At 72.6% G+C, this 23,751-nt stretch carries 18 protein-coding genes; 10 read left to right on the top strand and 8 right to left on the bottom strand.

Going from position 1 to position 23,751, the window contains the following annotated elements; translation table 11 throughout:
* The first annotated feature begins 21 nt into the window (after nucleotides 1–21).
* Nucleotides 22–4,305 (top strand): discoidin domain-containing protein, encoded by a 4,284-nt coding sequence (locus tag O7598_RS15590; RefSeq protein ID WP_269692074.1) that lies wholly within the window; start codon nucleotides 22–24, stop codon nucleotides 4,303–4,305.
* 261 nt (nucleotides 4,306–4,566) lie between these two features.
* Here the strand turns inward: O7598_RS15590 and O7598_RS15585 are convergent, their stop codons facing one another.
* Together O7598_RS15585 and O7598_RS15580 are read right to left on the bottom strand one after the other, a co-directional pair.
* Nucleotides 4,567–5,010, bottom strand: coding sequence for a DUF6069 family protein (locus O7598_RS15585; protein ID WP_269692073.1), 444 nt, complete (start codon nucleotides 5,008–5,010; stop codon nucleotides 4,567–4,569).
* 33 nt (nucleotides 5,011–5,043) lie between these two features.
* On the bottom strand, nucleotides 5,044–6,090 hold the full coding sequence (locus O7598_RS15580; protein WP_269692072.1) for an RNA polymerase subunit sigma-70: 1,047 nt from the start codon (nucleotides 6,088–6,090) through the stop codon (nucleotides 5,044–5,046).
* 154 nt (nucleotides 6,091–6,244) lie between these two features.
* Here O7598_RS15580 and lanKC point away from each other — a divergent pair, with 154 nt between their 5' ends.
* The 5 genes from lanKC to O7598_RS15555 all read left to right on the top strand — a co-directional run bounded on the left by lanKC (nucleotide 6,245) and on the right by O7598_RS15555 (nucleotide 12,691).
* The gene (lanKC, locus tag O7598_RS15575) at nucleotides 6,245–8,857 is read left to right on the top strand and encodes a class III lanthionine synthetase LanKC (protein ID WP_269692071.1); all 2,613 of its coding nucleotides are present in this window, start codon (nucleotides 6,245–6,247) and stop codon (nucleotides 8,855–8,857) included.
* Between the two features lie 6 nt (nucleotides 8,858–8,863).
* Entirely contained in the window at nucleotides 8,864–8,983 is a 120-nt protein-coding gene (locus O7598_RS15570; RefSeq protein WP_269692070.1) for a SapB/AmfS family lanthipeptide, read from the top strand.
* A gap of 50 nt (nucleotides 8,984–9,033) precedes the next feature.
* A complete protein-coding gene (locus tag O7598_RS15565) occupies nucleotides 9,034–9,153 on the top strand; it encodes a SapB/AmfS family lanthipeptide (protein WP_088647629.1) in 120 nt (39 codons plus the stop codon).
* Between the two features lie 65 nt (nucleotides 9,154–9,218).
* The gene (locus tag O7598_RS15560; RefSeq protein WP_269692069.1) at nucleotides 9,219–10,886 is read left to right on the top strand and encodes an ABC transporter ATP-binding protein; all 1,668 of its coding nucleotides are present in this window, start codon (nucleotides 9,219–9,221) and stop codon (nucleotides 10,884–10,886) included.
* A complete protein-coding gene (locus tag O7598_RS15555) occupies nucleotides 10,883–12,691 on the top strand; it encodes an ATP-binding cassette domain-containing protein (RefSeq protein WP_269692068.1) in 1,809 nt (602 codons plus the stop codon). The genes O7598_RS15560 and O7598_RS15555 overlap by 4 nt, the downstream gene beginning before the upstream one ends.
* On the opposite strand, the gene O7598_RS15550 is transcribed toward O7598_RS15555, so the two are convergent.
* From O7598_RS15550 to O7598_RS15540, 3 genes are all read right to left on the bottom strand, one after another.
* Nucleotides 12,587–13,198, bottom strand: a complete 612-nt coding sequence (locus O7598_RS15550) for a helix-turn-helix transcriptional regulator (RefSeq protein ID WP_269692067.1) — start codon at nucleotides 13,196–13,198, stop codon at nucleotides 12,587–12,589. The genes O7598_RS15555 and O7598_RS15550 overlap by 105 nt on opposite strands.
* A 117-nt stretch (nucleotides 13,199–13,315) precedes the next feature.
* The gene (locus tag O7598_RS15545; protein WP_269692066.1) at nucleotides 13,316–13,990 is read right to left on the bottom strand and encodes a response regulator transcription factor; all 675 of its coding nucleotides are present in this window, start codon (nucleotides 13,988–13,990) and stop codon (nucleotides 13,316–13,318) included.
* Between the two features lie 88 nt (nucleotides 13,991–14,078).
* The gene (locus tag O7598_RS15540) at nucleotides 14,079–15,470 is read right to left on the bottom strand and encodes an aminotransferase-like domain-containing protein (RefSeq protein WP_332367373.1); all 1,392 of its coding nucleotides are present in this window, start codon (nucleotides 15,468–15,470) and stop codon (nucleotides 14,079–14,081) included.
* Between the two features lie 91 nt (nucleotides 15,471–15,561).
* Between O7598_RS15540 and O7598_RS15535 the strand changes: the two genes are divergently transcribed.
* Both O7598_RS15535 and O7598_RS15530 read left to right on the top strand, forming a co-directional pair.
* On the top strand, nucleotides 15,562–16,419 hold the full coding sequence (locus tag O7598_RS15535; protein WP_442929859.1) for a DMT family transporter: 858 nt from the start codon (nucleotides 15,562–15,564) through the stop codon (nucleotides 16,417–16,419).
* 35 nt (nucleotides 16,420–16,454) lie between these two features.
* Nucleotides 16,455–17,387: a CPBP family intramembrane glutamic endopeptidase gene (locus O7598_RS15530; RefSeq protein WP_269692063.1), complete on the top strand. Its 933-nt coding sequence runs from the start codon at nucleotides 16,455–16,457 to the stop codon at nucleotides 17,385–17,387.
* Nucleotides 17,388–17,438: 51 nt separating this feature from the next.
* On the opposite strand, the gene O7598_RS15525 is transcribed toward O7598_RS15530, so the two are convergent.
* Nucleotides 17,439–17,804 (bottom strand): hypothetical protein, encoded by a 366-nt coding sequence (locus O7598_RS15525; RefSeq protein WP_269692062.1) that lies wholly within the window; start codon nucleotides 17,802–17,804, stop codon nucleotides 17,439–17,441.
* 10 nt (nucleotides 17,805–17,814) lie between these two features.
* Nucleotides 17,815–18,159, bottom strand: coding sequence for a PadR family transcriptional regulator (locus O7598_RS15520; RefSeq protein ID WP_091057934.1), 345 nt, complete (start codon nucleotides 18,157–18,159; stop codon nucleotides 17,815–17,817).
* A gap of 363 nt (nucleotides 18,160–18,522) precedes the next feature.
* On the opposite strand from O7598_RS15520, the gene O7598_RS15515 reads away from it, so the two are divergent.
* Nucleotides 18,523–20,157 carry a cellulose binding domain-containing protein gene (locus O7598_RS15515; RefSeq protein ID WP_442929858.1) on the top strand — a complete coding sequence of 545 codons (1,635 nt, stop codon included), beginning with the start codon at nucleotides 18,523–18,525 and terminating at the stop codon, nucleotides 20,155–20,157.
* Nucleotides 20,158–20,567: 410 nt separating this feature from the next.
* The gene (locus O7598_RS15510) at nucleotides 20,568–22,133 is read left to right on the top strand and encodes a pectate lyase family protein (protein WP_269692061.1); all 1,566 of its coding nucleotides are present in this window, start codon (nucleotides 20,568–20,570) and stop codon (nucleotides 22,131–22,133) included.
* 122 nt (nucleotides 22,134–22,255) lie between these two features.
* Here the strand turns inward: O7598_RS15510 and O7598_RS15505 are convergent, their stop codons facing one another.
* Entirely contained in the window at nucleotides 22,256–23,671 is a 1,416-nt protein-coding gene (locus O7598_RS15505; RefSeq protein WP_269692060.1) for a non-reducing end alpha-L-arabinofuranosidase family hydrolase, read from the bottom strand.
* Nucleotides 23,672–23,751 lie beyond the last annotated feature (80 nt).

The following is a 23,751-nucleotide window of genomic DNA, read 5'->3' as shown; positions in this document are numbered from 1 at the left end:
GGAAGAAGGTGTCCGTCCACCATGTCCAGACTCCGTACCAGAATGGTCGCGGTGCTCGCCGCGGTCGGCCTGGCCGTCACCGCGGCGCCCGCCCCACCGGCCCTCGCCGCCGGCGGCCCGAACCTCGCCGCCGGCCGGCCCGCCACCGCCAGCAGCGTCAACGGCCCCTACGTCACCGCCAACCTCACCGACGGCAGCCAGGGCAGCTACTGGGAGAGCAGCGGCGCGCTGCCCCAGTGGGCCCAGGTCGACCTCGGCGCCAGCCGTGCCGTCGATCAGGTGGTGCTCAAGCTCCCCGCCGCCTGGGAGGCCCGCAACCAGACGCTGTCCGTGCAGGCCAGCGCCGACGGCAGCGGCTTCACCACGGTCGTCGCGTCCGCCGCCCGCTCGTTCAGCCCGGCCGCCGGTAACGCGGTGTCGCTCGGCTTCAGCGCCACCAACGCCCGCTACCTGCGCGTCGTCGTCACCGCGAACACCGGCTGGGCTGCCGCCCAACTCGCCGAGCTGGAGGTCTACGGCACCGCCAGTTCGTCCACCAACCTGGCGCTCGGCAAGACCATGGCCGAGAGCGGGCACTCCGACGTGTACGCCGCCGGCAACGCCAACGACGGCAACGCGGCAACCTACTGGGAGAGCCCGAACAACGCGTTCCCGCAGTGGATCCAGGCCGACCTCGGTGCCGCCACAAGCGTCAACCGGCTGGTGCTGCGGCTGCCCACCGGCTGGGGCGCGCGCACCCAGACGCTGACCGTGCAGGGCAGCACCAACGGCTCCACGTTCAGCACGCTCGTCGGGTCCGCGTCGTACGCGTTCGACCCGGCCGGCGGCAACACGGTGACCGTCAATGTGCCCACCGCGTCCACCCGCTACCTGCGGCTGCTGTTCACCGCGAACAGCGCCTGGCCCGCCGGGCAGCTCGCCGAGCTGGAGATCTACGGCCCGGCCACCGGCGACACCCAGGCGCCGAGCGCGCCGGGCAACCTGGCGTTCACCGAGCCGGCCACCGACCAGGTCCGCCTCACCTGGACCGCGTCCACCGACAACGTCGGCGTCACCGGCTACGACGTGTACGCCAACGGCGTCCTGCGCACCACCGTCGGCGGGTCCACGCTGACGTACACCGACACCCAGCCGGCCGGGACCACCGTTTCGTACTACGTGCGAGCCCGCGACGCGGCGGGGAACGTGTCCGCGAACAGCAACACGGTGACCCGCACCGGCAACACCGGGGACACCACCGCGCCGACCGCGCCCGGGAACCTCGCGTACACCCAGCCGGCCACCGGGCAGATCAAGCTGACCTGGACCGCGTCCACCGACAACGTCGGCGTCACCGGCTACGAGGTGTGGGCCAACGGGTCGCTGCGCACCACCGTCGGCGGTTCGACGCTGACGTTCACCGACAGCCAGCCGGACAGCGCCACCGTCTCCTACCAGGTGCGCGCCCGCGACGCCGCCGGGAACGTGTCCGCGAACAGCAACACGGTCACCCGCACCGGCACCACCACCGGCGGCACCAACCTGGCCGTCGGCAAGCCGGCGACCGCCTCGTCGGTGGTGCACGTGTTCAACGCCGCCAACGCGGTCGACAACGACGTCGCCACCTACTGGGAGGGCGCGCCCGGCGCGTACCCGAGCACGCTGACCGTGGCGCTGGGCGCCAACGCGAGCATCAGCGCGGTCGTGGTGAAGCTCAACCCGGACCCGGCGTGGGGCGCGCGTACCCAGACGTTCCAGGTGCTCGGCCGGGAGCAGTCCGCCTCCGGGTTCACCAGCCTGGTCGGCTCCGCGACGTACTCCTTCAACCCGAACACCGGCAACACGGTGACCGTCCCGGTGTCCGCGACCACCGCGGACGTCCGGCTCCAGTTCACCGCGAACTCCGGCTCGTCAAACGGTCAGGTCGCCGAACTCCAGGTGATCGGCGTGCCGGCCCCCAACCCGGACCTCACCGTCACCGCCGTCACCGCCGCGCCGTCCGCGCCGGTGGAGACCGACACGATCACCCTGTCCGCCACCGTGCGCAACGCCGGCAGCGCGGCGTCCGCCGCCACCACCGTCAACCTCTACCTGGGTACGACGAAGGTCGGCACCGCCGCCGTCGGCGCGCTCGTGGCCGGCGCGTCGAGCACCGTCTCGGCGAGCATCGGCGTACGCGACGCCGGCAGCTACCAGCTCACCGCCACTGTCGACGAGTCGAACACGGTGATCGAGCAGAACGAGGCGAACAACTCCTACACCAACCCGACCGCGTTGACGGTCAGCCCGGTGGCCAGCAGCGACCTGGTGGCCTCCGCGGTGACCTGGTCGCCCGGCACACCCGCCGCCGGCACCACGGTCAGCTTCTCGGTCACGCTGCGCAACCAGGGCACGATCGCCTCGGCGAGCGGGTCGCACGGCATCACGCTCACCGTGCTCAACGACGCAGGCTCGGTGGTCCGCACGCTGACCGGCTCGTACTCCGGCACGATCGCCGCCGGGGCCACCGCCGGTCCGGTGTCGCTCGGCACCTGGACCGCCGCCAACGGCCGCTACACGGTCCGGGTCGTGCTCGCCGACGACGCCAACGAGCTGCCGGTGAAGCGGCAGAACAATTCGAGCGACCGGCCGCTGTTCGTCGGGCGGGGCGCCAACCTGGGCTACGACGCGTACGAGGCCGAGGACGGCTCGGTCGGCGGCGGCGCGCAGGTGATCGGCCCGAACCGCACCATCGGCGACCTGGCCGGCGAGGCGTCCGGCCGCCGCGCGGTCACCCTCAACACCACCGGCGCGTACGTCGAGTGGACCACCAAGTCGGCCGCGAACGCCCTGGTGACCCGCTTCTCCATCCCGGACGCCCCGGGCGGCGGCGGGATCGACTCCACGCTCGACGTCTACGTCAACGGGGTGCTGCACAAGCCCATCAGCCTCACCTCGAAGCACATCTGGCTCTACGGCGCCGAGGCCGCACCGAGCGACTCACCCAGCGCGGGCGTGCCCCGGCACCTCTACGACGAGGCGAACGTGCTGCTCAACTCCACGGTCCCGGCGGGCAGCCGGATCCGCCTCCAGAAGGACCCGGCCAACAGCACCACGTACGCGATCGACTTCGTCAACACCGAACTGGTGTCGCCGCGCGCCAACCCGGACCCGGCGCGCTACAAGGTGCCCACCGGCTTCAGCCACCAGGATGTGCAGAACGCGCTGGACGCGGTGCGGATGGACACCACGGGCACGTTCGTCGGCGTCTACCTGCCCGCCGGCACCTACGAGACCGCGCAGAAGCTCCAGGTGTACGGCAAGGCGGTGAAGGTCGTCGGCGCCGGCATGTGGTACACCCGCTTCCAGACGCCGACGAACCAGCAGAACACCGACGCCGGTTTCCGGGTGGAGTCCTCGGCCAGCGGGTCGAGCTTCGCCCACCTGGCGTTCTTCGGCAACTACACCAACCGGATCGACGGGCCGGGCAAGGTGTGGGGCGAGCTGAAGGACGTCGACAACCTGACGCTGGACAGCGTCTGGGTGGAGCACACCGTCTGCGCCTACTGGGGGGTGAGCGTGGACGGGCTGACCATCCGGGACAGCCGGTTCCGCGACACCTTCGCCGACGCGGTGAACATGACAAACGGCAGCACCAACGCGCTGGTCACCAACTCGGAGGGCCGCTCCAACGGCGACGACGCCTTCGCGTTGTTCTCCGCCACCGACCAGGGCGGCTCCGGCGGCAACCACGGCAACGTGTTCGAGAACCTGACCGCCACGCTGACCTGGCGGGCCGCCGGCATCGCCGTCTACGGCGGCTACGACAACATCTTCCGCAACCTCTACATCGCCGACCAGCTGACGTACTCGGGCATCACCATCAGCTCGCTGGACTTCGGCTACCCGTTCGTCGGGTTCGGCGCCAGCCCGCCCACCCGGTTCGAGAACATCTCGCTGATCCGCTCCGGCGGGCACTTCTGGGGCGCGCAGACGTTCCCGGCGATGTGGTTGTTCTCCGCGTCCAAGGAGTTCCGCGGCATCCGGGTGACCGACGTCGACATCGTGGACCCGACGTACTCCGGGATCATGTTCCAGACCAAGTACACCGGCAGCCAGCCGGAGAACCCGATCACCGACACGGTCCTGACGAACGTGTCGATCTCCGGCGCGCGGCGCAGCGGTGACGCGTTCGACGCGAAGTCCGGCATCGGCATCTGGGTCAACGAGATGCCCGAGGCGGGGCAGGGGCCGGCGGTCGGGTCGGCGACGTTCACCAACCTGCGGCTGAGCGACAACGCCCAGGACATCCGCAACACCACGAGCACGTTCACCATCGTCAGGTGAAAGGAGGGGCCCCTTCTTAACGCCTCCGGTAGAGAAGGGGCCCCCTCTCACATTCGGGAACGCCCGACTCGGCCATGTGCGGGTACCGGAGCGCCTCGCCGGCCGAACTCCGGCACCGCCCGGGCCGCGCGTGACCTGGTCACGCAGCTCCCGACGGTGCTGCGCGCCGATCGTGGAGTTGTGGCACCTCCGATAAGGGGGTGAAGCGGAAGTTTCCCGGCACCACACCTCCAAGATCGACGAGGCGGGGCCGGCGGACGGTCAGGACGGGGAGCGGAGGGTTCGGGTCAGGGCGGGGATCATCACCGCCGCGGCGACCAGGTGCAGCCCGGCCAGCGTGACGGCGGTGGCGAGGGCGGCGCCGGCCAGGAACGGCGGCACGAGCGAGATCGCGGTCAGCGTCACCGCCGTCCACAGGAACCGCCGGGCGGGTCGGATGCTCCACCGCAGCAGGGCGGCGGCGATCAGCACGCCCACCAGCGAGAAGAAGCAGGTGACCACGGCGAACCCGGACAGCGGGATCGTCTCACCGCCGTCCGGGATCGCGAAGTCGACGCCGGCGGTCCGGGCGAGCGCGGCGGCCACCGTGGTGGCCACCACCGCGACGAGCGCGGCGATCAGCCCGGTGCCGGTGAGCCGGCGGAACCGGTGGGTACGGCCGACCCGGTCCGGTGCGGGGTCGGTGGTCTGGGTGGTGCCGGTCATGTCGGGACCTCCGTGGTCGGTGACGGGGCAGCGCTACTCGGAGCCGTCCGCGGGCAGGCGCTCCGGCAGCCCGAGCCCGGCGAACCGGTCGGCGTGGAACGTGAAGATCTCGGTGATCGCCCCGCCGGTGACGCGCAGGACGTCGAGCGTCAACGGCAGGTACGCGCCCTCGCGCTCCCGCCGGTGGTAGAACGCGACCGCCGGCTGCCGATTAACCGCGGTCGGCACGCCGCGCAGGCCGGTCATGCCCTCGAAGCCGTCGTCGACCCAGTCCTTGACCACCGCGTCGCGGCCGACGTGCAGCCCCGGGGTGGGCGGCATCGCGCACCGGACGTCGTCGCGCAGCATCGCGGTGAGCGCGGGGATGTCGGTTGCCACGCTGGCGTCGGTGAAGCGGCGGACCAGGTCGCGGGTCGCGGCGTCGCCCTCGCCGCCGGTCCAGTCCTGGCGCTCGGCGGGCAGGTGCTCCCGCATGCCGGCGCGGGCGCGTTGCAGCGCGCTGTTCACCGAGTTGACGGAGTCGCCGAGCAGCTCCGCGACGTCCTTCGCCGGCCAACCGAGCACGTCTCGCAGGATCAGCACGGCCCGCGGGCGCGGCGCGAGGTGCTGCACCGCCACCACGTACGCCAGCTCGATCGTCTCCCGCGCCACCGCGAGGGTCTCCGGCTCGTCCGCGCCGGCGGCGGGCAGCTCGTCGAGCAGCCGGTCCGGGTACGGCTGGAGCCAGCGCACCTCGCCACCGGTCGCCGGTTCCGGCCGGCACCTGGCCAGCCGGTCCAGGCAGGCGTTGGTGGCGATGCGGTAGAGCCAGGCCCGGAACGTGGAACGCCCCTGGTAGGTCTCCCGTCGCCGCCAGGCCCGCAGGTAAGTCTCCTGCACGGTGTCCTCGGCGTCCTCGAACGAGCCGAGCATCCGGTAGCAGTGCACGTGCAGCTCCCGCCGGTGGCGCTCGGCCAGCCCCGAGAACGCCGACTCGTCGATCTCGCCCATCCGGTCATCCTTCCGCCTCGTGGTGTCCCGTCGTAGGTATGACTGCCGCGGGCCGCGGAACTCATCACCCGGGTCGGCGCGCCGGGCCACGACTGGTCAACCGCTGTTCGTGAATTCAAACTCCGCTCTTGTCACGACTTCGGGATGTGGAACTCACCGCCGTGTCATGACTCATCGCACTGGGCCCACGCCTCCGCCATCCGCAGGATTGACGTCAACCGATCAGCCGGTGGAGGCACCCGACATGGACGAACGCTACGACTCGTACTGCGCGGTCGATCCGCTCTTCTACGACTCGCTGGCCAGCGCCACCGTCGAGACCGGCGGCTACTCGACCGGCCCGGTCCCGCCGGGCTGGGAGTGCGAGACCAAGGACGACTGGATGATCCACGGCCCGGTCGACGGCTCCCTCCCCGCCCAGGGCTGGAAGATCCACGTGTCGGCCCGGCTGGACAACGCCGAGCGTGTCCTCGCCCAGGTGGTGGACTACTGCCGGCCCCGGGGCATCCCGTTCAAGCACCTGCGCGGCCCGCGCCTGCTGCTCATGCGCAACAGCAAGTACGCCCGGCGCGGCGCCAGCGGCAAGTTCGTCACCGTCTACCCGCGCGACGACGCCGAGCTGGAACTGACGGCCAAGGAACTCGCCGACCTCCTCGACGGCGAGCAGGGGCCGTACATCCTCTCCGACCTGCGCTACGGCGACGGCCCGGTCTACCTGCGCTACGGCGGTTTCGCCGCCCGCTACTGCGTCTCCGCCGACGGGCAGACCGTGCCGGCGGTCGAGGACCCGGACGGCGTCCTGGTGCCCGACCGGCGGGACCCGGTGTTCCACGTGCCGGAGTGGGTGCCCCTGCCCGACTTCCTCGCCCCGCACCTGGCCGCCCGGAACGCGGCGACGACGACCGACCTGCCGTACCGGATCGAGAAGGTGATCCACTTCTCCAACGGCGGCGGCCTGTACGAGGCCCGCGACACCCGCACCGACCAGCGGGTGGTGCTCAAGGAGGCGCGCCCGCACGCCGGGCTGGACGCCACCGGCGTCGACGCGGTGGCCCGGCTGCGCCGCGAGGCGCAGACGCTCCGCCGGCTGGCCGACGTGGCGCACCTGGTGCGGGTGCACGACGAGTTCAGCTTCGGCGGGCACGAGTTCCTCGCGTTGGCGTTCGTCGAGGGACGCCCGCTCAACCAGCTCGTGGTGGAGCGGTACCCGCTGGTCAACGCCGACGCCGACCGGGCCGACTACACCCGCTGGGCGCTCGACGTGCACCGCCAGGTCGCCGAGGCGGTCGCCGCCATCCACGCGCACGGCGTCGTCTACGGCGACCTGCACATGTTCAACGTCATGGTGGGCGACGACGGCGCGGTGACCCTGATCGACTTCGAGGTCGCCGCCGACGTCGCCGACGCGACCCGGCCCGCGCTGCGCAACCAGGCGTTCGCCGCGCCGCGCGACCGCACCGGCGTCGAGGTCGACAGGTACGCCCTGGCCTGCCTGCGACTCGCCCTGTTCCTGCCGCTGACCGCGATGCTGCGGCTCGCGCCGGCCAAGGCAGCGCACCTGGCCGACGTGGTCGCCGAGAACTTCCCGGTGCCGCGCGAGGTGCTGGACGAGGCGGTCGAGGTGATCGTGGGCGGACGACGGGCGGACCTGCGCGACGTCGTCACGATCGACCCCGACGACTGGCCGGGCCTGCGCGACCGGCTCGCCGAGGCGATCACCGCGAGCGCCACCCCGGAGCGCGACGACCGGCTCTTCCCGGGCGACATCCGCCAGTTCGCCGGCGCCGACGGCGGGCTCAACCTGGCGTACGGCGCGGCCGGGGTGCTCTGGGCGCTGCACGTCGGCGGCGCCGGCACCGACCCCGCGCACGAGCGGTGGCTGATCGACCGGGTACGCGAGCCCGCCTCCGGCAGCCGGCTCGGCCTCTACGACGGGCTGCACGGCATCGCGTACGTGCTGGACCTGCTCGGCCACTCCGACGAGGCGCTGCGCCTGCTCGACCTCTGCCTCGACCAGCCCTGGACCGAGCTGCGCGACGACCTGACCGGCGGGCTGCCCGGCATCGCGCTGAACCTTGCGCACTTCGCCGCGCGCACCGGCGAGCGGCGGTACGCCGACGCCGCCCGGCGGGCCGTCGACGTGGTGGTCGGCCGGCTCGGCGACGTCGACTCGGTCGCCGAGATCAGCGGCGGACAGCACCCGTACGCCGGGTTGACCCGGGGCGGGTCCGGCGTGGCGCTGATGCTGCTGCGGATGTACGAGCGGTACGGCGAGGCCGACCTGCTCGACCACGCGCGCACCGCGCTCCGCCAGGACCTGCGTCGCTGCGTCCGCCGCGACGCCGGGCACCTGGAGGTCAACGAGGGCTGGCGGACCATGCCCTACCTGGCCGAGGGGAGCGTCGGCATCGGGCTGGTGCTCGACCAGTACCTGCGACACCGGCCCGACGACGAGCTGCGTGACGAGGCGAGCGCGATCCGCCTCGCCGCCGACTCCCCGTTCTACGCCCAGTCCGGGCTCTTCGCCGGCCGCGCCGGGATCGTCGCGTACCTCGCCGAGCGCGGCGACCGGGACGCGGCCCGGCAACAGGCCCGGCTGCTCGGCTGGCACGCCCTGCCGTACTCCGACCGGCCCGCGTTCCCCGGCGACCAGCTCCTGCGGCTCTCCATGGACCTGGCCACCGGCACCGCCGGGGTGCTCGCCGCGCTCGCCGCGACCCGGCCGGACGACCCGCTCCACCTGCCGTTCCTGACCCCGCTGCCCGACGTGACGACTGTCGCGGGCGCGGACCGGGCGGCCACCGACCCCCCGGCTTCCCCGGGGCGACCCCGCACCGACGTGACCGGAAGGAGGTGAATCGACATGGCTCTGCTCGACCTCCAGGGGATGGAACTGCCGGCCGCCGAGCGTACCGGCGGTGGCAGCCAGGCCAGCCTGCTGCTCTGCGGCGACAGCTCGCTGAGCGTCACCACGTGCAACTGATCCGTCCGACGACCGACGTCAACGTCACACGAGAGAAGTGAGGAACCGACATGGCTCTGCTCGACCTCCAGGGGATGGAACTGCCGGCCGCCGAGCGTACCGGCGGTGGCAGCCGCGCCAGCCTGCTGCTCTGCGGCGACAGCTCGCTGAGCGTCACCACCTGCAACTGACGATCAGTCGCTTGGCCCCGGACCGGCTCCGCGCCGGCCCGGGGCCCGCGCCCGTGGGAGGCCCGATGACCCCCGCCGACCGGCTCGCACTGCGCGCCGTGGCCTTCGCCGGCTGGTGGACACCGACGCTGGCGGTGCTCGCCGTGGTCGAGACGGCCGCCGAGCTGGCACTGCCCGCCGTCCTGGGCCGCGCGGTGGACGCCGTGGTCGGTGCGGGGCCGCAGTCCTCGTCCGGCCGGTGGATCGTCGTGGTCACCGTGCTGGTGCTGGTGCTGATCGGCACGCGGGCCGCGCAGGACTACGGCGGCGGCGTGGCCGGGGCCCGCTCGGTGGCCGCGTTGCGGCACGCCCTGGTCCGGCACCTCTTCACGCTCGATCCGCGCACGGTGGCCCGTCGGCCGGTGGGTGATCTGGTCGGCCGGCTGGTCGGGCAGGTCGCCGACGCCGGGCAGGCCGCCCCGACGGTCGTGCTGGCCGGCAGCGTGCTGCTGCCACCGCTGGGCAGCCTGGTCGCGCTCACCCTGATCGACAGGTGGCTCGGCGTGACCTTCGTGGTCGGGCTCCTGCTGCTGGCCGTGCTGCTGCGGCGCTTCGTCGGCGAGGCGTCCGACGCGGTCGCCGGCTACCAGCGGGCCCAGGGGGACCTGGCCGGCCGGCTCGTCGAGGCGCTCGCCGGCGCGCGGACCATCGCCGCCGCCGGCACCGCCGGGCGGGAGGTCGACCGGGTGCTCACCCCGCTGCCGGAGCTGCACCGACACGGCGTACGGACCTGGCGGGTGCTGGCCGGGGCGTCCGCCCGCGGGGCGCTGCTGAACCCGCTTCTGCAACTGGCGGTCGTGGCGGTCGGCGGTTGGTCGCTGTCGGCCGGGCGGCTGACCCCGGGGGAGCTGCTCGCCGCCCTGCAGTACGCGGCGATCGGCGCCGGCCTGGGCGCCGCGATCGCTGCCGTCAACACCGCCGTGCGGGTACGGGCGGGCTGCGCCCGCGCCGCCGAGATCCTCGACGAACCGGCCCGCCGCCACGGCGCCCGGGACCTGCCGCCCGGACCGGGTCGGCTGGAGCTGTGCGGGGTGCGCGTCCGGGACGACGACGGCCGTCCGCTGCTCGACCGGGTGGACCTGCGGGTGCCGGGCGGGACGCTGCTCGCCGTGGTCGGTCCGTCGGGTGCCGGCAAGTCCCTGCTCGCGGCCGTGGCCGGCCGGCTGCGTGACCCCGACGCCGGCGAGGTACGCCTGGACGGCGTGCCACTGGGCGAGTTGTCGCCGGCGGCGCTCGGCCGGGCGGTCGGCTACGGCTTCGAACGGCCCGTGCTGGTGGGCGACACGGTCGGTGCGGCGGTCGGCTGCGGCGCCGACCCGGTGCCGTTGACCCGCGCGGCGCAGGTGCACGACGTGGTGCGGCTGCTGCCCGAGCGCTATCGCACCCCGCTGGCCGGGCTGGCCCTCTCCGGCGGGGAGCGGCAGCGCCTCGGCCTGGCCCGCGCGCTGCGGGCCGAGCGGCTGCTGATCCTCGACGACGCCACGTCCAGCCTGGACACCGTCACCGAGCACCGGGTGGTGGACGCGCTCACCGGCTCGCACGACCGGCGTACCCGGGTGGTGGTGAGCCACCGCGTCGGCACCGCGGCCCGCGCGGACCTGGTGGCCTGGGTGGACGGCGGCCGGGTCCGGGCGGTGGCCCGGCACCAGGCGCTCTGGGCCGATCCGGCCTACCGGGCGGTGTTCCGGTCGTGACCACGGTGGGCGCTACCGTCCGCGCCGCGCTGTCGGCGCGGCGGGGCCCGCTGCTACGCCTGGCCGGCTGGTCGCTGGCCGAGGCGCTGCCGGCGGCCTTGACCGGCCTGCTGACGGCCCGTGCCGTGGACGACGGGTTCCTGGCCGGCCGGCCCGCCGTCGGGCTGCTCTGGCTGGGCCTGCTGGCGGTTGCCGTGCTGGTCGGCGCGCTCGGCACCCGGCAGGCGTACGGGCTGCTCGGTGCGGTGGTGGAGCCGTTCCGCGACGACCTGCTGCGACGGGTGGTGGCGGGGGCACTGGCCGGCGCGAGCGACGGCCGGGTCGACGACGCGGCGGTGACCCGGCTGACCCACCAGGTGGAGATGGTCCGGGACACCTGGGCCGGCCTGCTGATGGTGGTCCGGGGTTTCGTGTTCGCCGCCGGCGCCGCCGTGGTCGGCCTCATCTCCCTGGCCGCTCCGGTCGCGCTGCTGGTCTCCGTGCCGGTGCTCGTCGGTCTGCTGCTCTTCGGCGCGGCCCTGCCGGCGATGGTCGCCCGGCAACGCGAGTACGTCCTGGCCGGCGAGCGGCTCGGCCGGGACGCGGTGGTGGCGGTGGCCGGGCACCGCGACGTGACGGTCAGCGGGGCCGGGGACCGGGTCGTCGGTTGGCTCGGCGGTCACGTCGACGCGCAGGCCCGGGTGGAGCGGCGCCTGGCCGTCATGGCCGCCGCGCGCAGCCTCAGCCTGGCCGTCGGTGGCTGGCTCCCGGTGCCGCTGCTGCTGCTGGCCGCACCGTGGCTGCTGCGGCAGGGACTGGGGCCGGGTGCGCTGCTCGGGGCGCTGGTCTACGTCGTCCGCGGCATCCAGCCCGCGCTTCACACGTTGTTCCAGGGGGTGGCCGCCGGCGGTCTCCGCTTCGTGGTCACCCTCGACCGGCTGCTGCGCACCTGCGTACCCGCGGAAGCGTCCGGCGGCGCGGCGACCGCGCCGGCACCGGATCCGACGGCGCCCGCGCTGTCGCTGCGGGCGGTGACCTTCCGGTACGGGCCGCACGCCGAGCCGGTGCTGGACGGCTTCGACCTGACCGTGCCGCCCGGCGACCACCTGGCGATCGTCGGCGCGAGTGGGATCGGCAAGTCCACTCTCGCCGGGTTGATGGCCGGGGTGCTGCGTCCGGCTGCCGGCACGGTCCACGTCGCGGGGACGCCGACCGCCGGGGCGGGCGCGGCCGAGCTGGCGACCCACCGGGTGCTGATCCCGCAGGAGGCGTACGTGTTCACCGGCACGGTCCGGGACAACCTGCGCTACCTGCGACCCGACCTGGACGACGCGGCCCTCCTCCGGGCGGCCGACCGGCTGGGGCTGGCGGGCCTGGTGGCGCGGCTCGGCGGTCTCGACGCGACGCTGCGGCCGGCCGGCCTCTCGGCCGGGGAGCGCCAGCAGGTGGCCCTGCTCCGCGCCTGGCTGTCACCGGCGCCGCTGGTCATCCTCGACGAGGCGACCTGCCACCTGGACCCGGCCGCCGAGGCGCGCCTGGAGGCGGCCTTCGCGGCCCGGCCCGGCACCCTCGTGGTGATCGCGCACCGGATCAGCTCGGCGGCCCGCGCCCGTCGGGTGCTGCTGCTCGACGGCGGAGACGCCCACCTGGACAGCCACCGGGGGCTGCTGGCCGTCTCGGCGGCCTACCGGGAACTGGTGGGCCACTGGGCGGGCGGCGGGTCAGATCCAGCAGGACTCCCGGGCGATCCGCACGGCTTCCAGGCGGGTCCGCGCCCCGGTCTTCGCCATGACGTGGGACAGGTGGTTGCGGACCGTTCCCGGTGACACGCCCAGCTTCTGGGCGATCTCCCGCACCGGCATGCCGCCGGCGGCCACGTCGAGCACCTCCCGCTCGCGTGCGGTGAGCGGATTGTCGGCGACGTCGAGCGCGGCGACGACCAGGTCCGGGTCGAGCACCGGCTGGCCGTCGGCGACCTGCCGGACCCCGTCGGCGATCCGTTCCGGCGGCACGTCGCGGTCGAGGAAGCCGATCCACCCGTGATGCTCGGCGAGCACCTCACGGAGGCGTCCGGCCCGACGTCGGTCCACGAGCACCAGCACCCGGCCGCCGTGACTGTCGTCGGCCGCGGCGGCCAGCCGGGCGAGCTGCTCCACCGGTACGACGTCGACGTCGATGACGGCGACGTCCGGGCGGACATCCAGGAGCGCGGCGTGGGCGGTGTCCGCGGTGTCCGCCTCAGCGACGACATCGATGTCCTCCTGGGCGGCGAGCAAATGGGCGAGCGCGCCCCGAACCAGCCGTCCCTCGATCGCGAGCAGCGTGCGGACCATGTCGACTCCCAGCCATGACCCCCGCCTTCCTGACATAATGTGAACAACCGATAACCGGCCGTCAGGAATCTTATTTGCATCGCTGTCTCGGCGACACCCGAGTGCGGGTGTCGACAATCAGATCCAGCCGGCGTCCCGGGCGCGCCGCACCGCCTCCCACCGGTTCCGGCCGCCGGCCTTGCGCAGGAGGCTGGACAGGAGGTTGCGGACCGTGCCCGGGGCGAGGTGCAGCAGCGCGGCGATCTCCCGGCTCGGCAGGCCCTTCGCCGCGGCGGTGGCCACCTCACGCTCGCGGTCGCTGAGCGGGTTGTCCGCGGTGTCGAGCGCGGCGAGCGCGGTCACCGGGTCGACGGTGCAGCGCCCCTCGGCGACCGCCCGCAACCGGGCGATCATCTCCTCGGGCGGCACCTCCTTGGCGACGACCCCGCGGGCCCGCAGTCGCAGCGCCGACCGCAACACCCGGGCGGTCGGCCGGCCGGTCAGCACCACGATCGCGCAGTCCGGCACCGCGGCGCGCAACGCCGCCACCACGGTCCACGGCTCCTGCTCCGGGTTCTCGTCCTCCGGGTTCTCGCGCTCCAGGTCGAGGTCGACCAACGCGAGGTCCGGGCGGGTACGGGCGAGGCGGCGCAGGTCGGCGGCGGTGCCGTCGCACTCCCGCACCACCTCGAAGTCGGGCGCCGCCGCCACCACCCCGGCCACGAGTGTCCGGCACAGGCCGGGCTCACCGAGCACGGCGACGCGGACCGTCGACGTCGGACCGGCGGAGGGTTCGGGGGGAGTATCACTCACGGGACCACTGTGCCCCACGGAGCGTCACCGATAACCCCCGTCGGCGGGACATTCCCGGTCTTCCCGAAATGTGGTCGGCGCGCCGTCCTCAGTGGCCGAGCGCGGCGGCCAGCCGGCGGACCGCCTCGTCCATCTGCTCCGGCGCGGCGGCGGCGTAGGTGAGGCGCAGGTGCGGCGCCGGCGGCTCGGCGGCGTACCAGGGCCGGCCGGGGAAGACGGTGACCCCCTCGACGGCCGCCGCCGCGGTCACCGCGACATCGTCCACGCCGTCCGGCAGGCGCACCCACAGGTGCAGGCCACCACGGGGCACGTGGCGCGGGACGAGCGCCGGCAGGTGCCGCTCCAGCGCCGCGAGCAGCGCCTCCCGGCGGGCCCGCAGCTCCCGGCGGAGCGTACGGCGGTGCCGGTCCCAGGCCGGCGCGGTGAGGAACTCCAGCGCGGCCTGTTGCAGCGGACCGGCGACGAAGAGGTCGTCGAGCAGCCGGGCGGCGCGTAGCCGCGCCCCGGCCGGTCCCCGGGCACCGAGCGCGGCGATGCGCAGGCCGGGTGCGGCCGCCTTGGTCAGCGAGCGCAGGTAGACGACGTGTCCGTCCGGGTCGTCGGCGGCCAGCGGCGGCGGCGCCTCGCCGTCGACGGTCAGGTCACGGGCGTAGTCGTCCTCGACCAGGAACGCGCCCGCGTCGCGGACCGCCGCGGCGACCTCGCCGCGGCGCGCGGGGGAGAGGATCGCGCCGTGCGGGTTGGCGTGCAGCGGCTGGCAGTAGAACAGCCGGGCGCGGGTGCGGGCGAACGCGGCGGCGAGCTGGTCGGGGCGTACGCCGTCGGCGTCGGCGGGCACCGGCACCACCCGCAGCCCGGCCGCCCGCGCGGCGGCCAGCGCGCCCAGGTAGGTGGGGGACTCGACCAGCAGCGTGTCGCCCGGCGTGCTGAGCGCCCGCAGCGTGGAGGAGAGCGCGGCCTGCCCACCCGGGCAGATCACCATGTCCTCGGCGCGCAGCCCGCCGCCGGCCGCGCGGGCGAACCAGGCCCGCAGGTCCGCACGCCCCTCCACCGGACCGCGATGCCAGCTGGCCGGTTGCCGGGCCGCGCGGGCGAGCGCGGCACCGAGCGCGGCGGCCGGCTGGAGGTCGGGATCCAGGTATCCGCCGGAAAGCGGAATGGCCCCGGACGGCGGTAGCGCCAGTAGCGCCTGCATCTCCTCCTCGCCGTCGCGCCGGGAGCCCAGCGCGACCGTCTGCCAGGACAGGTCCCGGCCGGGCCGCTCGTCCCGGCGGGCCGCCACGAACGCTCCGCGACCGGACCTGGTCTCGACCAGACCCTGGGCGACGAGCCGGCGGGTCGCCTCGGCGACGGTCACCGGGGAGACACGATGGCGGGCGGTCAACTCGCGCACCGACGGCAGTCGCGATCCCGGCGCTGCGGTCGCCACCAGTGCCCCCAGGTGGTGAACGACCCGGTCCACAGCGCTACCATCATTCATGAAGCCACAGAATAGCGCTACTCATCCCGCAGCGGTAACGGCCGTCGCCCTCGGCGCGCTGGGGGTGCTCGCCTTCAGCATGTCGCTGCCGATGACCCGCGTCGCAGTGCAGGCGTTGGACCCGTGGCTCGTCGCGTTCGGACGGTCCGTCGGCGCGGCGCTGCTCGCCGGCGCGTACCTGGGGCTGACCGCCGGACCGCGGCCCACCCGGGAGCAGTGGCGGCGACTGGCCGTCGTCGCGCTCGGCGTCGTCGTCGGCTTCCCGCTGTTCACCTCGCTCGCCCTCACCACGCAGACGTCCGCGCACGGCGCGGTCGTGGTTACCGTGCTGCCGGCCATGACGGCGGTGTTCGCCGTGCTCCGGGCCGGCGAACGACCGCCGCCGCTGTTCTGGCTCGCCAGCGCCGCCGGCCTGGCGCTGGTGCTCGCGTTCCTCGCCGCCGGCGGCGCGATGCGCGGGACGCTCTCCCTCGCCGACGCGTTCGTGCTCGCCGCCGTGGCGCTGGCCGGTCTCGGCTACGCCGAGGGCGGCGTGCTGGCCCGGGAACTCGGCGGCGCCCGGACGATCTGCTGGGCGCTGCTGCTCTCGCTGCCGGTCACCGTGCCGATCACGGCGGTGGCTGCCGTCGCCGACCCACCGAGCGCCGGTGTCGCCGCCTGGTCCGCGTTCGGCTATCTCACCGTCGTCTCGATGTTCCTCGGCTTCTTCGCCTGGTACGCCGGCCTGGCCCGGGGTGGAATCGCCAAGGTGGGCCAGATCCAGCTCGCCCAGCCGGTGCTCACGCTGATCTGGTCGGCGCTGCTGCTCGGTGAGGCGGTCACCCCGGCCACCGTCGCGGTGGCGGCGGCGGTGCTGGCCTGCGTCGTGCTCATCCAGCGCACCCGCGGCGGTGGCGTCCGAGCACGGGGGTACGCCCAGGCCCACCCCGAACAGGCCGCCCAGCGGTAGTGAACCCACCGCGCGCGTGATGATCAGCTCAGGGCATGTCACTTCGGGTACGCGGAATCGTCGTCTTCCTGGTGGCCGCGTTCGGCGGGACGTGGCCGTACCTCTTCTTCGCCCGGTGGGTGATGGGCTGGTCGTTGGTGAATCCGCTGGTCCAGCTGCCGGTGGCGATGATGCCCGCGCTCGGCGCGGTGGTGGTGCGGCGGTGGGTGACCCGGGAGGGGTTCGCCGACGCGGGCCTGCGGCTGCGGCTGCGCGGCGCGTGGCCGCACTGGCTGCTCGCCTGGTTCGCGCCGCTCGCGGTCACGTTCCTGGCCCTGGGCTGCGCCGCCGCGCTCGGCTGGTGGCGGCCGGACCTGTCGCCGGCCGGCGGGCCTGGCGGCGTCGCGTTCCTGCTGGTCCTGCAACTGGTCTCGACGCCGCTCTACTGGGGGGAGGAGTTCGGCTGGACCAGCTTCCTCTGGCCGCGCCTGGTGCCCGGTCGCCCCCGCGCCTCGGTGGTCGCGACCGGGCTCGTGTGGGCGGTGTGGCACTACCCGCTCGCGTTCCTCGGCTACGCGGAATTCACCGACCACACCGTGAGCATGGCGCTGTGGACGGTCATGTTCGTGCTGTTCCAGGTGATGCTGTGCTGGCTCTACGCCCGCAGCGGTTCGGTGTGGGTGACCAGCCTGGCGCACGCCGGCAACAACATGGTGATGGGTCTGCTCACCGAGCAGTTGTTCGGTGGGCTGTCGACCGTGCGCAACATGATCTGCGTCGACGTGGCGCTGGCCCTGGTCTGCCTGCCGTTGCTCCGATCGAGCGCGTTCCGTTCCCCGGGAGGCACGGCCGCACGGATGAGGGCCGGCCGTCGCGTCGTCGTCCTTCTCGGACCTGGCTGTTCTGATCGATCGACGCGATGGCCGGCCCTCATCCGTGCGCAACCCCAATCTGCGGCGGCATCCGCGCTCGGTGCCACCCCCCGTTGAACGTTGACTCTAGCTAGCTAGCGGAGTGGTGTCTACCTAGCTAGAGATAGCTCATTGCCGGAGGCGCAACACGATCGCCAGGGACACCGCGGCCCGCAGGCACTGCACCAGCTCGTCGGCCCACCGGCGACGAGACCCCTGCTCGCGGAGGACCGCCTGGAGGCCGTCCCGCCATTCCTCGACATATCGGTGCCGCACATCCGGCGGGAGCAGCGCCGCGGCACAGCCGAGGCCCCGCTCGCCCCACCTGGGAGCGGCGAGGCTCCGATCGGGAGCGGTGTACCGACCGAAGATGGCGCTGTGCCCCATCTCCAACCGCCGTTCCCGCAGCGACCGTGGATCCTCCTCCACGATGGCGAGACTGATCTGGACCGGGGTGCGATAGGGCACGTCGTGCTCGGAACGGGTTCGGCGCATTGCTGGGCTCCTACCACTGGTAGCCGGGCTGCGTCCTGAGGTTCGTGGCCGGCGTCCGGGCGCTCTGGCGGGCGGTGTCCGCGAGAGCCGCGCGAGCGGCCCGTTCGCCGTCGTCGGTCAGCCGGTAGTACCGGCGTCGCGGCCGTCCCTGGTCCTCGTGCTCGGCCGGGTCCTCCCAGAAGCTGTCGATCCACCCCGCCAGCTCCAACCGGGCCAGGATCGGATGCACGGTGCCCGTCTTGAGCCCGGTCTCGCGGGCGAGGTCGCGACCGTACCGGGGCTCCGTCGGAGTGGCGAGCAGAAGCGCGAGCAGCTGCGTCGTCTGCGGGGTGAGGCGGGGAGCGTTCGCCGGCATGTACGCAGTCTAGCTAGGTAGCCCCCTGGAGCACCGTGGGATCCGCCTGGGCCGGTGCCGGGTCGCCTGCTCAGTGGGCCGCCCGTGCTTGACCCGACTTGCGCCGGAATCTAAACTAACAACCTGTTAGCGCTAACAGCGGCGTCAGTCGATGAGGGCCGACGGGTCATTGACGCCGGGGTCGCGGGCAGTCCCCAGGGCGACGCTGGAGGGGCGGTGCCGACCGGTCCGGGCAGGACCGGGGCACGCGCGTGTCACCACCACCAGCCAGGAGGACGCAGAATGACGCACGACCAGAACGGGCCGGTCAGCGGCCAGCGGCGATTGCTGAGCCGGAGAGCCGTCCTGATGACGATGGGAGCCGTGCCGGTCTCGGCAGCGGCGACCACGCTGCTGGGAGCCACGGGAGCCTCGGCCGCGCCGGCGACCATCAACCTTTCGGCGCAGCGGCAGACGATCAAGGGCTACGGCGCCATGACCCACGCCGCCTGGATCGGCGACCTGACGGCGGCTCAGCGGGAGACGGCGTTCGGCACCGGCGAGGGACGGCTGGGTTTCTCCATCCTGCGGATTCCCGTCGGCGAGAGCTCGGCTGACTTCGGCCGTGACCTCGCGACGGCGAAGCGCGCGGCCGAGCTCGGGGTGACCGTCTTCGCCTCGCCGTGGAACCCGCCCGCCAGCATGATCGAGACCTTCACCCGCGGCAGCCAGACCAACGCGAAGCGGCTCCGCTACAGCTCGTACGCCGCCTATGCGCAGCACCTCAACGACTTCACCACGTACATGCGCAACAACGGCGTGTCCCTGTACAGCATCTCCGTGCAGAACGAGCCCGACTACGCACACGACTGGACGTGGTGGACCTCCGCCGAGATGGTCAAATTCCTGCGGGAGAACGCCGGCTCGATCAGCACCCGGGTCATGGCGCCCGAGTCGTTCCAATACGTGAAGTCCATGTCCGACCCGATTCTCAACGACCCCACGGCGCTGGCCAACGTGGACATCATCGGGGCCCACCTCTACGGGACGTCGTACTCGAACTTCCCGTACCCCCTCTTCAAGCAGAAGGGCGCGGGCAAAGAGCTGTGGATGACCGAGGTCTACTACCCGAACAGCAACACCAACTCGGGCGATGCCTGGCCCGAGGCGCTCGACGTGGGCGAGCACATCCACCGCGCCATGGTGGACGCCGAGTTCCAGGCGTACGTCTGGTGGTATCTGCGGCGCAGCTACGGCCCGATGCGGGAGGACGGCCAGGTCAGCAAGCGTGGTGCCATGATGGCGCACTTCGCCCGGTTCGTCCGGCCCGGCTACACCCGGATCGACGCGACGGCGAACCCGGCGTCGAACGTCTACGTCTCGGCGTACCGGGGTGGCGACACCGTCGTCATCGTCGCCGTGAACAAGAACACCTCCTCGGTGAGCCAGCAGTTCACCCTGTCGGGCGCCACCGCTTCCGGCAGCGTCTCGAACTGGCTGACGGACGCGAGCCGGACCGTCGCGCCCCAGGGCGCGCTCACCATGTCGAACGGCTCCCTCACCGTCACCCTGCCCGCCCGAAGCATCATGACCTTCGTGACAAGCGTGAACGGCACCCCACCGCCCAGCCCGACCCCCACGCCCACCGTCATCCCGACCCCCACTCCCACTCCCACCGCCACCCCGACCCCGGGTGGGGGCACCGGTCCCCGGGTCGCCTACACGATGAACTCCTGGGGCTCGGGCTTCACGGCCAGTATCGACATCACCAACACCGGCACCTCGGCGATCAACGGCTGGACGTTGGCCTTCAACCTGCCGTCGGGCCAGTCGATCACCTCAGGCTGGGGTGCCACCTACTCGCCGTCCAGCGGTCAGGTGAACGCCCGCAACGTCGACTACAACGCCGCGATCGCCCCCGGGGCCACCATCAACATCGGCTTCCAGGCCAACACCAGCGGCAACACCGCTGAGCCGACGGCCTTCACTCTGAACGGCGTCGCCTGCACGGTGGTCTGATCGTTACGACGCAGGTCCACTCCACGGTGGAGATCCGCCAGAACCGGGTGCGGCCCTTCCGACGACGGAAGGGCCGCACCCTTCTCATGCCCGGGCCGGTGTCCACCGGACGCCGCGCACGAGGCGACCGCCCACGCTGCTGAGGCTGAACGGTCCGCTGTGGCACGGCGCGCCGACGCTACTGACGCGGGCGAGGACCCATATCTCTGCAAAAAACCTGCAAACGCCAGCCCTTGCTCTGGGCGAAAGCGCTTTCTTACGATTGCGTCACATCGATGTTTCGTTTGCGGGCCGGGCACCGCGAACGGATGAACGCCGCTGGCGGCGCGCCTGATCGCGTCGCGGCACTTCACTTTCCCGTTCGGCGACAGCCGGTGATCCGGCGTGCGCGAAAACGAAACGAGGCGTCAATGAGACGACCAGTCGCACTGCGACTTCAGGCCACGGTGGCCACGGCGGTGGTGGGGGTCGCGGTCGCCGTGGCCATGCCGACCCCGCAGGCGTCGGCGGCGGCCGGGACCGCCACCGGCTTCGCGAGCCAGAACGGCGGGACCACCGGCGGCGCGGGCGGGCAGACGGTACGCGCCACCACCGGCACCGCGATCCACGCCGCGCTGTGCAACCGGGCCAGCAGCAGCACCCCGATCACCATCGAGGTCTCCGGGACCATCAACCACGGCAACACCGCCAAGGTGTCCGGGCCGAGCTGCAACACCGCGGCCGGGGTGATCGAGCTGAAGCAGATCAGCAACGTCACCATCGTCGGGGTGGGCGGCGGCGCGGTCTTCGACCAGCTCGGCATCCACATCCGCGACTCCCGCAACATCATCGTCCAGAACGTGACGGTGAGGAACGTGAAGAAGTCGGGTTCGCCCACCTCCAACGGCGGTGACGCGATCGGCATGGAGAGCACCGTCCGCAACATCTGGGTGGACCACGTCACGCTGGAGGCGTCGGGCGGGGAGGCGGAGGGCTTCGACGGCCTGTTCGACATGAAGGACGACACGCAGTACGTGACGTTGTCCTACAGCATCCTGCGCAACTCCGGCCGCGGCGGTCTCATCGGCTCCAGTGAGAGCGACCGGTCGAACAGCTTCATCACGTTCGACCACAACCTCTACGAGAACATCGACTCGCGTACGCCGTTGCTGCGCGGCGGCGTCGCGCACATGTTCAACAACCACTACTCGGGCCTGCACGAGTCCGGCATCAACTCCCGCGCCGGCGCCCGGGCCAAGGTGGAGAACAACTACTTCCGCAACTCCAAGGACGTGCTCGGCACGTTCTACACCAACGAGCGCGGCACCTGGCAGGTCGGCGGCAACATCTTCGACAACGTGACCTGGTCGGCCCCGGGCAACGAGAACTACCCGGCCGGGCCGAACCCGACGTCCACCACCACGGTCAGCATCCCCTACTCCTACCGGCTGGACGGGGCGAGCTGCGTGCCGGACATCGTCCGGCAGACGGCCGGCGCGAACACCGGCCTGAAGGTGTCGAACGGCAACTGCACGCCGGCGTCCCCGGCGCCCACCACGCCGGGCCCGACCACGCCCGCGCCGACCACCCCGCCGCCGACGACCACCAGCCCGCCCCCGCCCAGCGGGACCAACCTGAGCCTCGCCTCCGGCGCCGGCGCCGACGGCACCAGCAAGGCCGACGGCACCAGCTACGGCAACGTGCGTGACGGCAGCCTGGGCACCTGGTGGTCGCCGTCCGGGTCCACCGGCACCATCTCGATCAAGTGGGGCTCGGCCACCACGGTGTCGCGCGTGGTCATCCGCGAGCCGTCCGGCACCCAGGGTTCGATCGGGTCGTGGCAGCTCGTCAACAACGACACCGGGGCGGTGCTGGCCTCCGGGAGCGGCGCGGGCGCCACCAGCTTCGCCGCCACCTCCCTGAAGAAGATCAACTTCAAGATCAACAGCTCGAACGGTACGCCGAAGGTCGGCGAGTTCGAGACGTACGCCGGCTGATCGGCGAAAGGGGGGCGGGGGCGGCCGTTTCGGCCGCCCCCGCCCTCGCGCGTCCCTGCGTCAGGGGGTGAGTACGACGGTGGCGATGTGCTCGGACTTGCTGACGCTCTGCGGCTGAGCCGTCAGCGCTGGAGGGTGAGCAGGCCGGGGCGGTAGGGCAGGAGGCCGTAGTCGCCGCCGGAGTTGGGGGAGCGGCCCTGGTAGAGCAGTTGCAGGTTGCAGGGGTCGACGGTGAAGGTCTGGTCGGCGGTGGTGCGGATGAGTTCGCCGTGGCTGATGTCGTTGGTCCAGGTGGCGCCGCTGTTGGCCTTGCCGGCGAAGGGGTTGCTCTCGGTGGCGGCGTTCGGGGTCCAGGTGCCGCCGAGGCTGGTGGCGGTGAAGGAGCGGAAGTAGCGGCCCTGCGCGCCGATGGCTTCGACGATCATGAGGTAGCGGGTCTGGCCCTGCAGCTTGTAGACCTGCACGGCCTCGAAGAGGTTGTTGGTGCTGTCGCTCATGATGGTGGTGTAGGTGGAGCCGAAGTTGCCGGGGAAGTTCCCGATCGGCATGCTGGCCCGGTAGATCTTGCCGTTGTCACCGGCGAAGAACAGGTACATGTTCTGGCCGTCGGCGATGACGGTCTGGTCGATGGGGCCGGTGCCGGAGCCGGAGATGCTGCCGGTGAACAGCGGTTGCGCCGAGGACCAGCCGTTGGGGTTGGTCGGGTCGGTGGAGGTCTTGTAGGAGAACGCGGTGGCGCCCCACTGGTAGGTGAGGACCCAGATGTTGCGCGGGGCGAAGTAGAACAGCGTCGGCGCGACGGTCCCCTGGTTCATGCCGTTCTGGCTGGCCGAGGCCATCTCCGACCAGTTGGTGAACGGGCTGAAGTTCATCGAGCCCCAGGACGTGCCGGTGTTGTGGGTGGTGGCGTAGACGAGGTGCTTGCCGTTGTAGGGCGCGACGGTGAAGTCCTTCAGCGACACCCAGCCCGACTTCGGCTGCGCCAACGCGCCGGTCGAGGACCACCGGTAGGACGACGGCAGGGTGCACGTGCCGGTCGGCGGCGGCGTGGTCGGCGGCGGCGTGGTGGGCGGTGGCGCGGTTGTCGGTGACGTGGTCGGTGAGCTGGTCGGGGTGGTGGTGCCGCCGGTGCAGGTGACCCCGTTGAGGGTGAAGCTGGTGGGGGCGGGGTTGCTGCTGGTCCAGGAGCCGTTGAAGCCGAACGAGGTGGTGCCGTTGGTGGGGATGGATCCGTTGTAGCTGACGTTCTTGGCGGTGACGGCGGCGCCGCTCTGGGTGACGGTGGCGTTCCAGGCCTGGGTGACGGTCTGGCCGGCGCCGTAGTTCCAGGTGAGCGTCCAGCTCGACAGCGCGTCGCCGAGGTTGGTGATGGCGACCTCGGCGCCGAAGCCGCCGCCCCACTGCGACGACACGGTGTATTTCACCGAACAGCCGGCCGCCGCGGCGCCGGCCGGCAGCGCGGCGACGACTCCCGTGGTGGCCAGCAGCACGGTGCCGGCCGATGCCAGGCCGACATTGGCGGCCCTAGATCTAGGCATAACGCTTCCTCCTGTGGTGGTGGCGGCCCACGCATTCACTGAGGTGATTGTGTTGTGAACGTTAACAGCCGCATCAGGCA

The organism is Micromonospora sp. WMMC241 (assembly GCF_027460165.1).
In the GTDB taxonomy this organism is placed as follows: domain Bacteria; phylum Actinomycetota; class Actinomycetes; order Mycobacteriales; family Micromonosporaceae; genus Micromonospora; species Micromonospora humi.
Note: the sequence above shows the minus strand (reverse complement) of the source record. Positions and strands in the feature narration are given on the sequence as shown.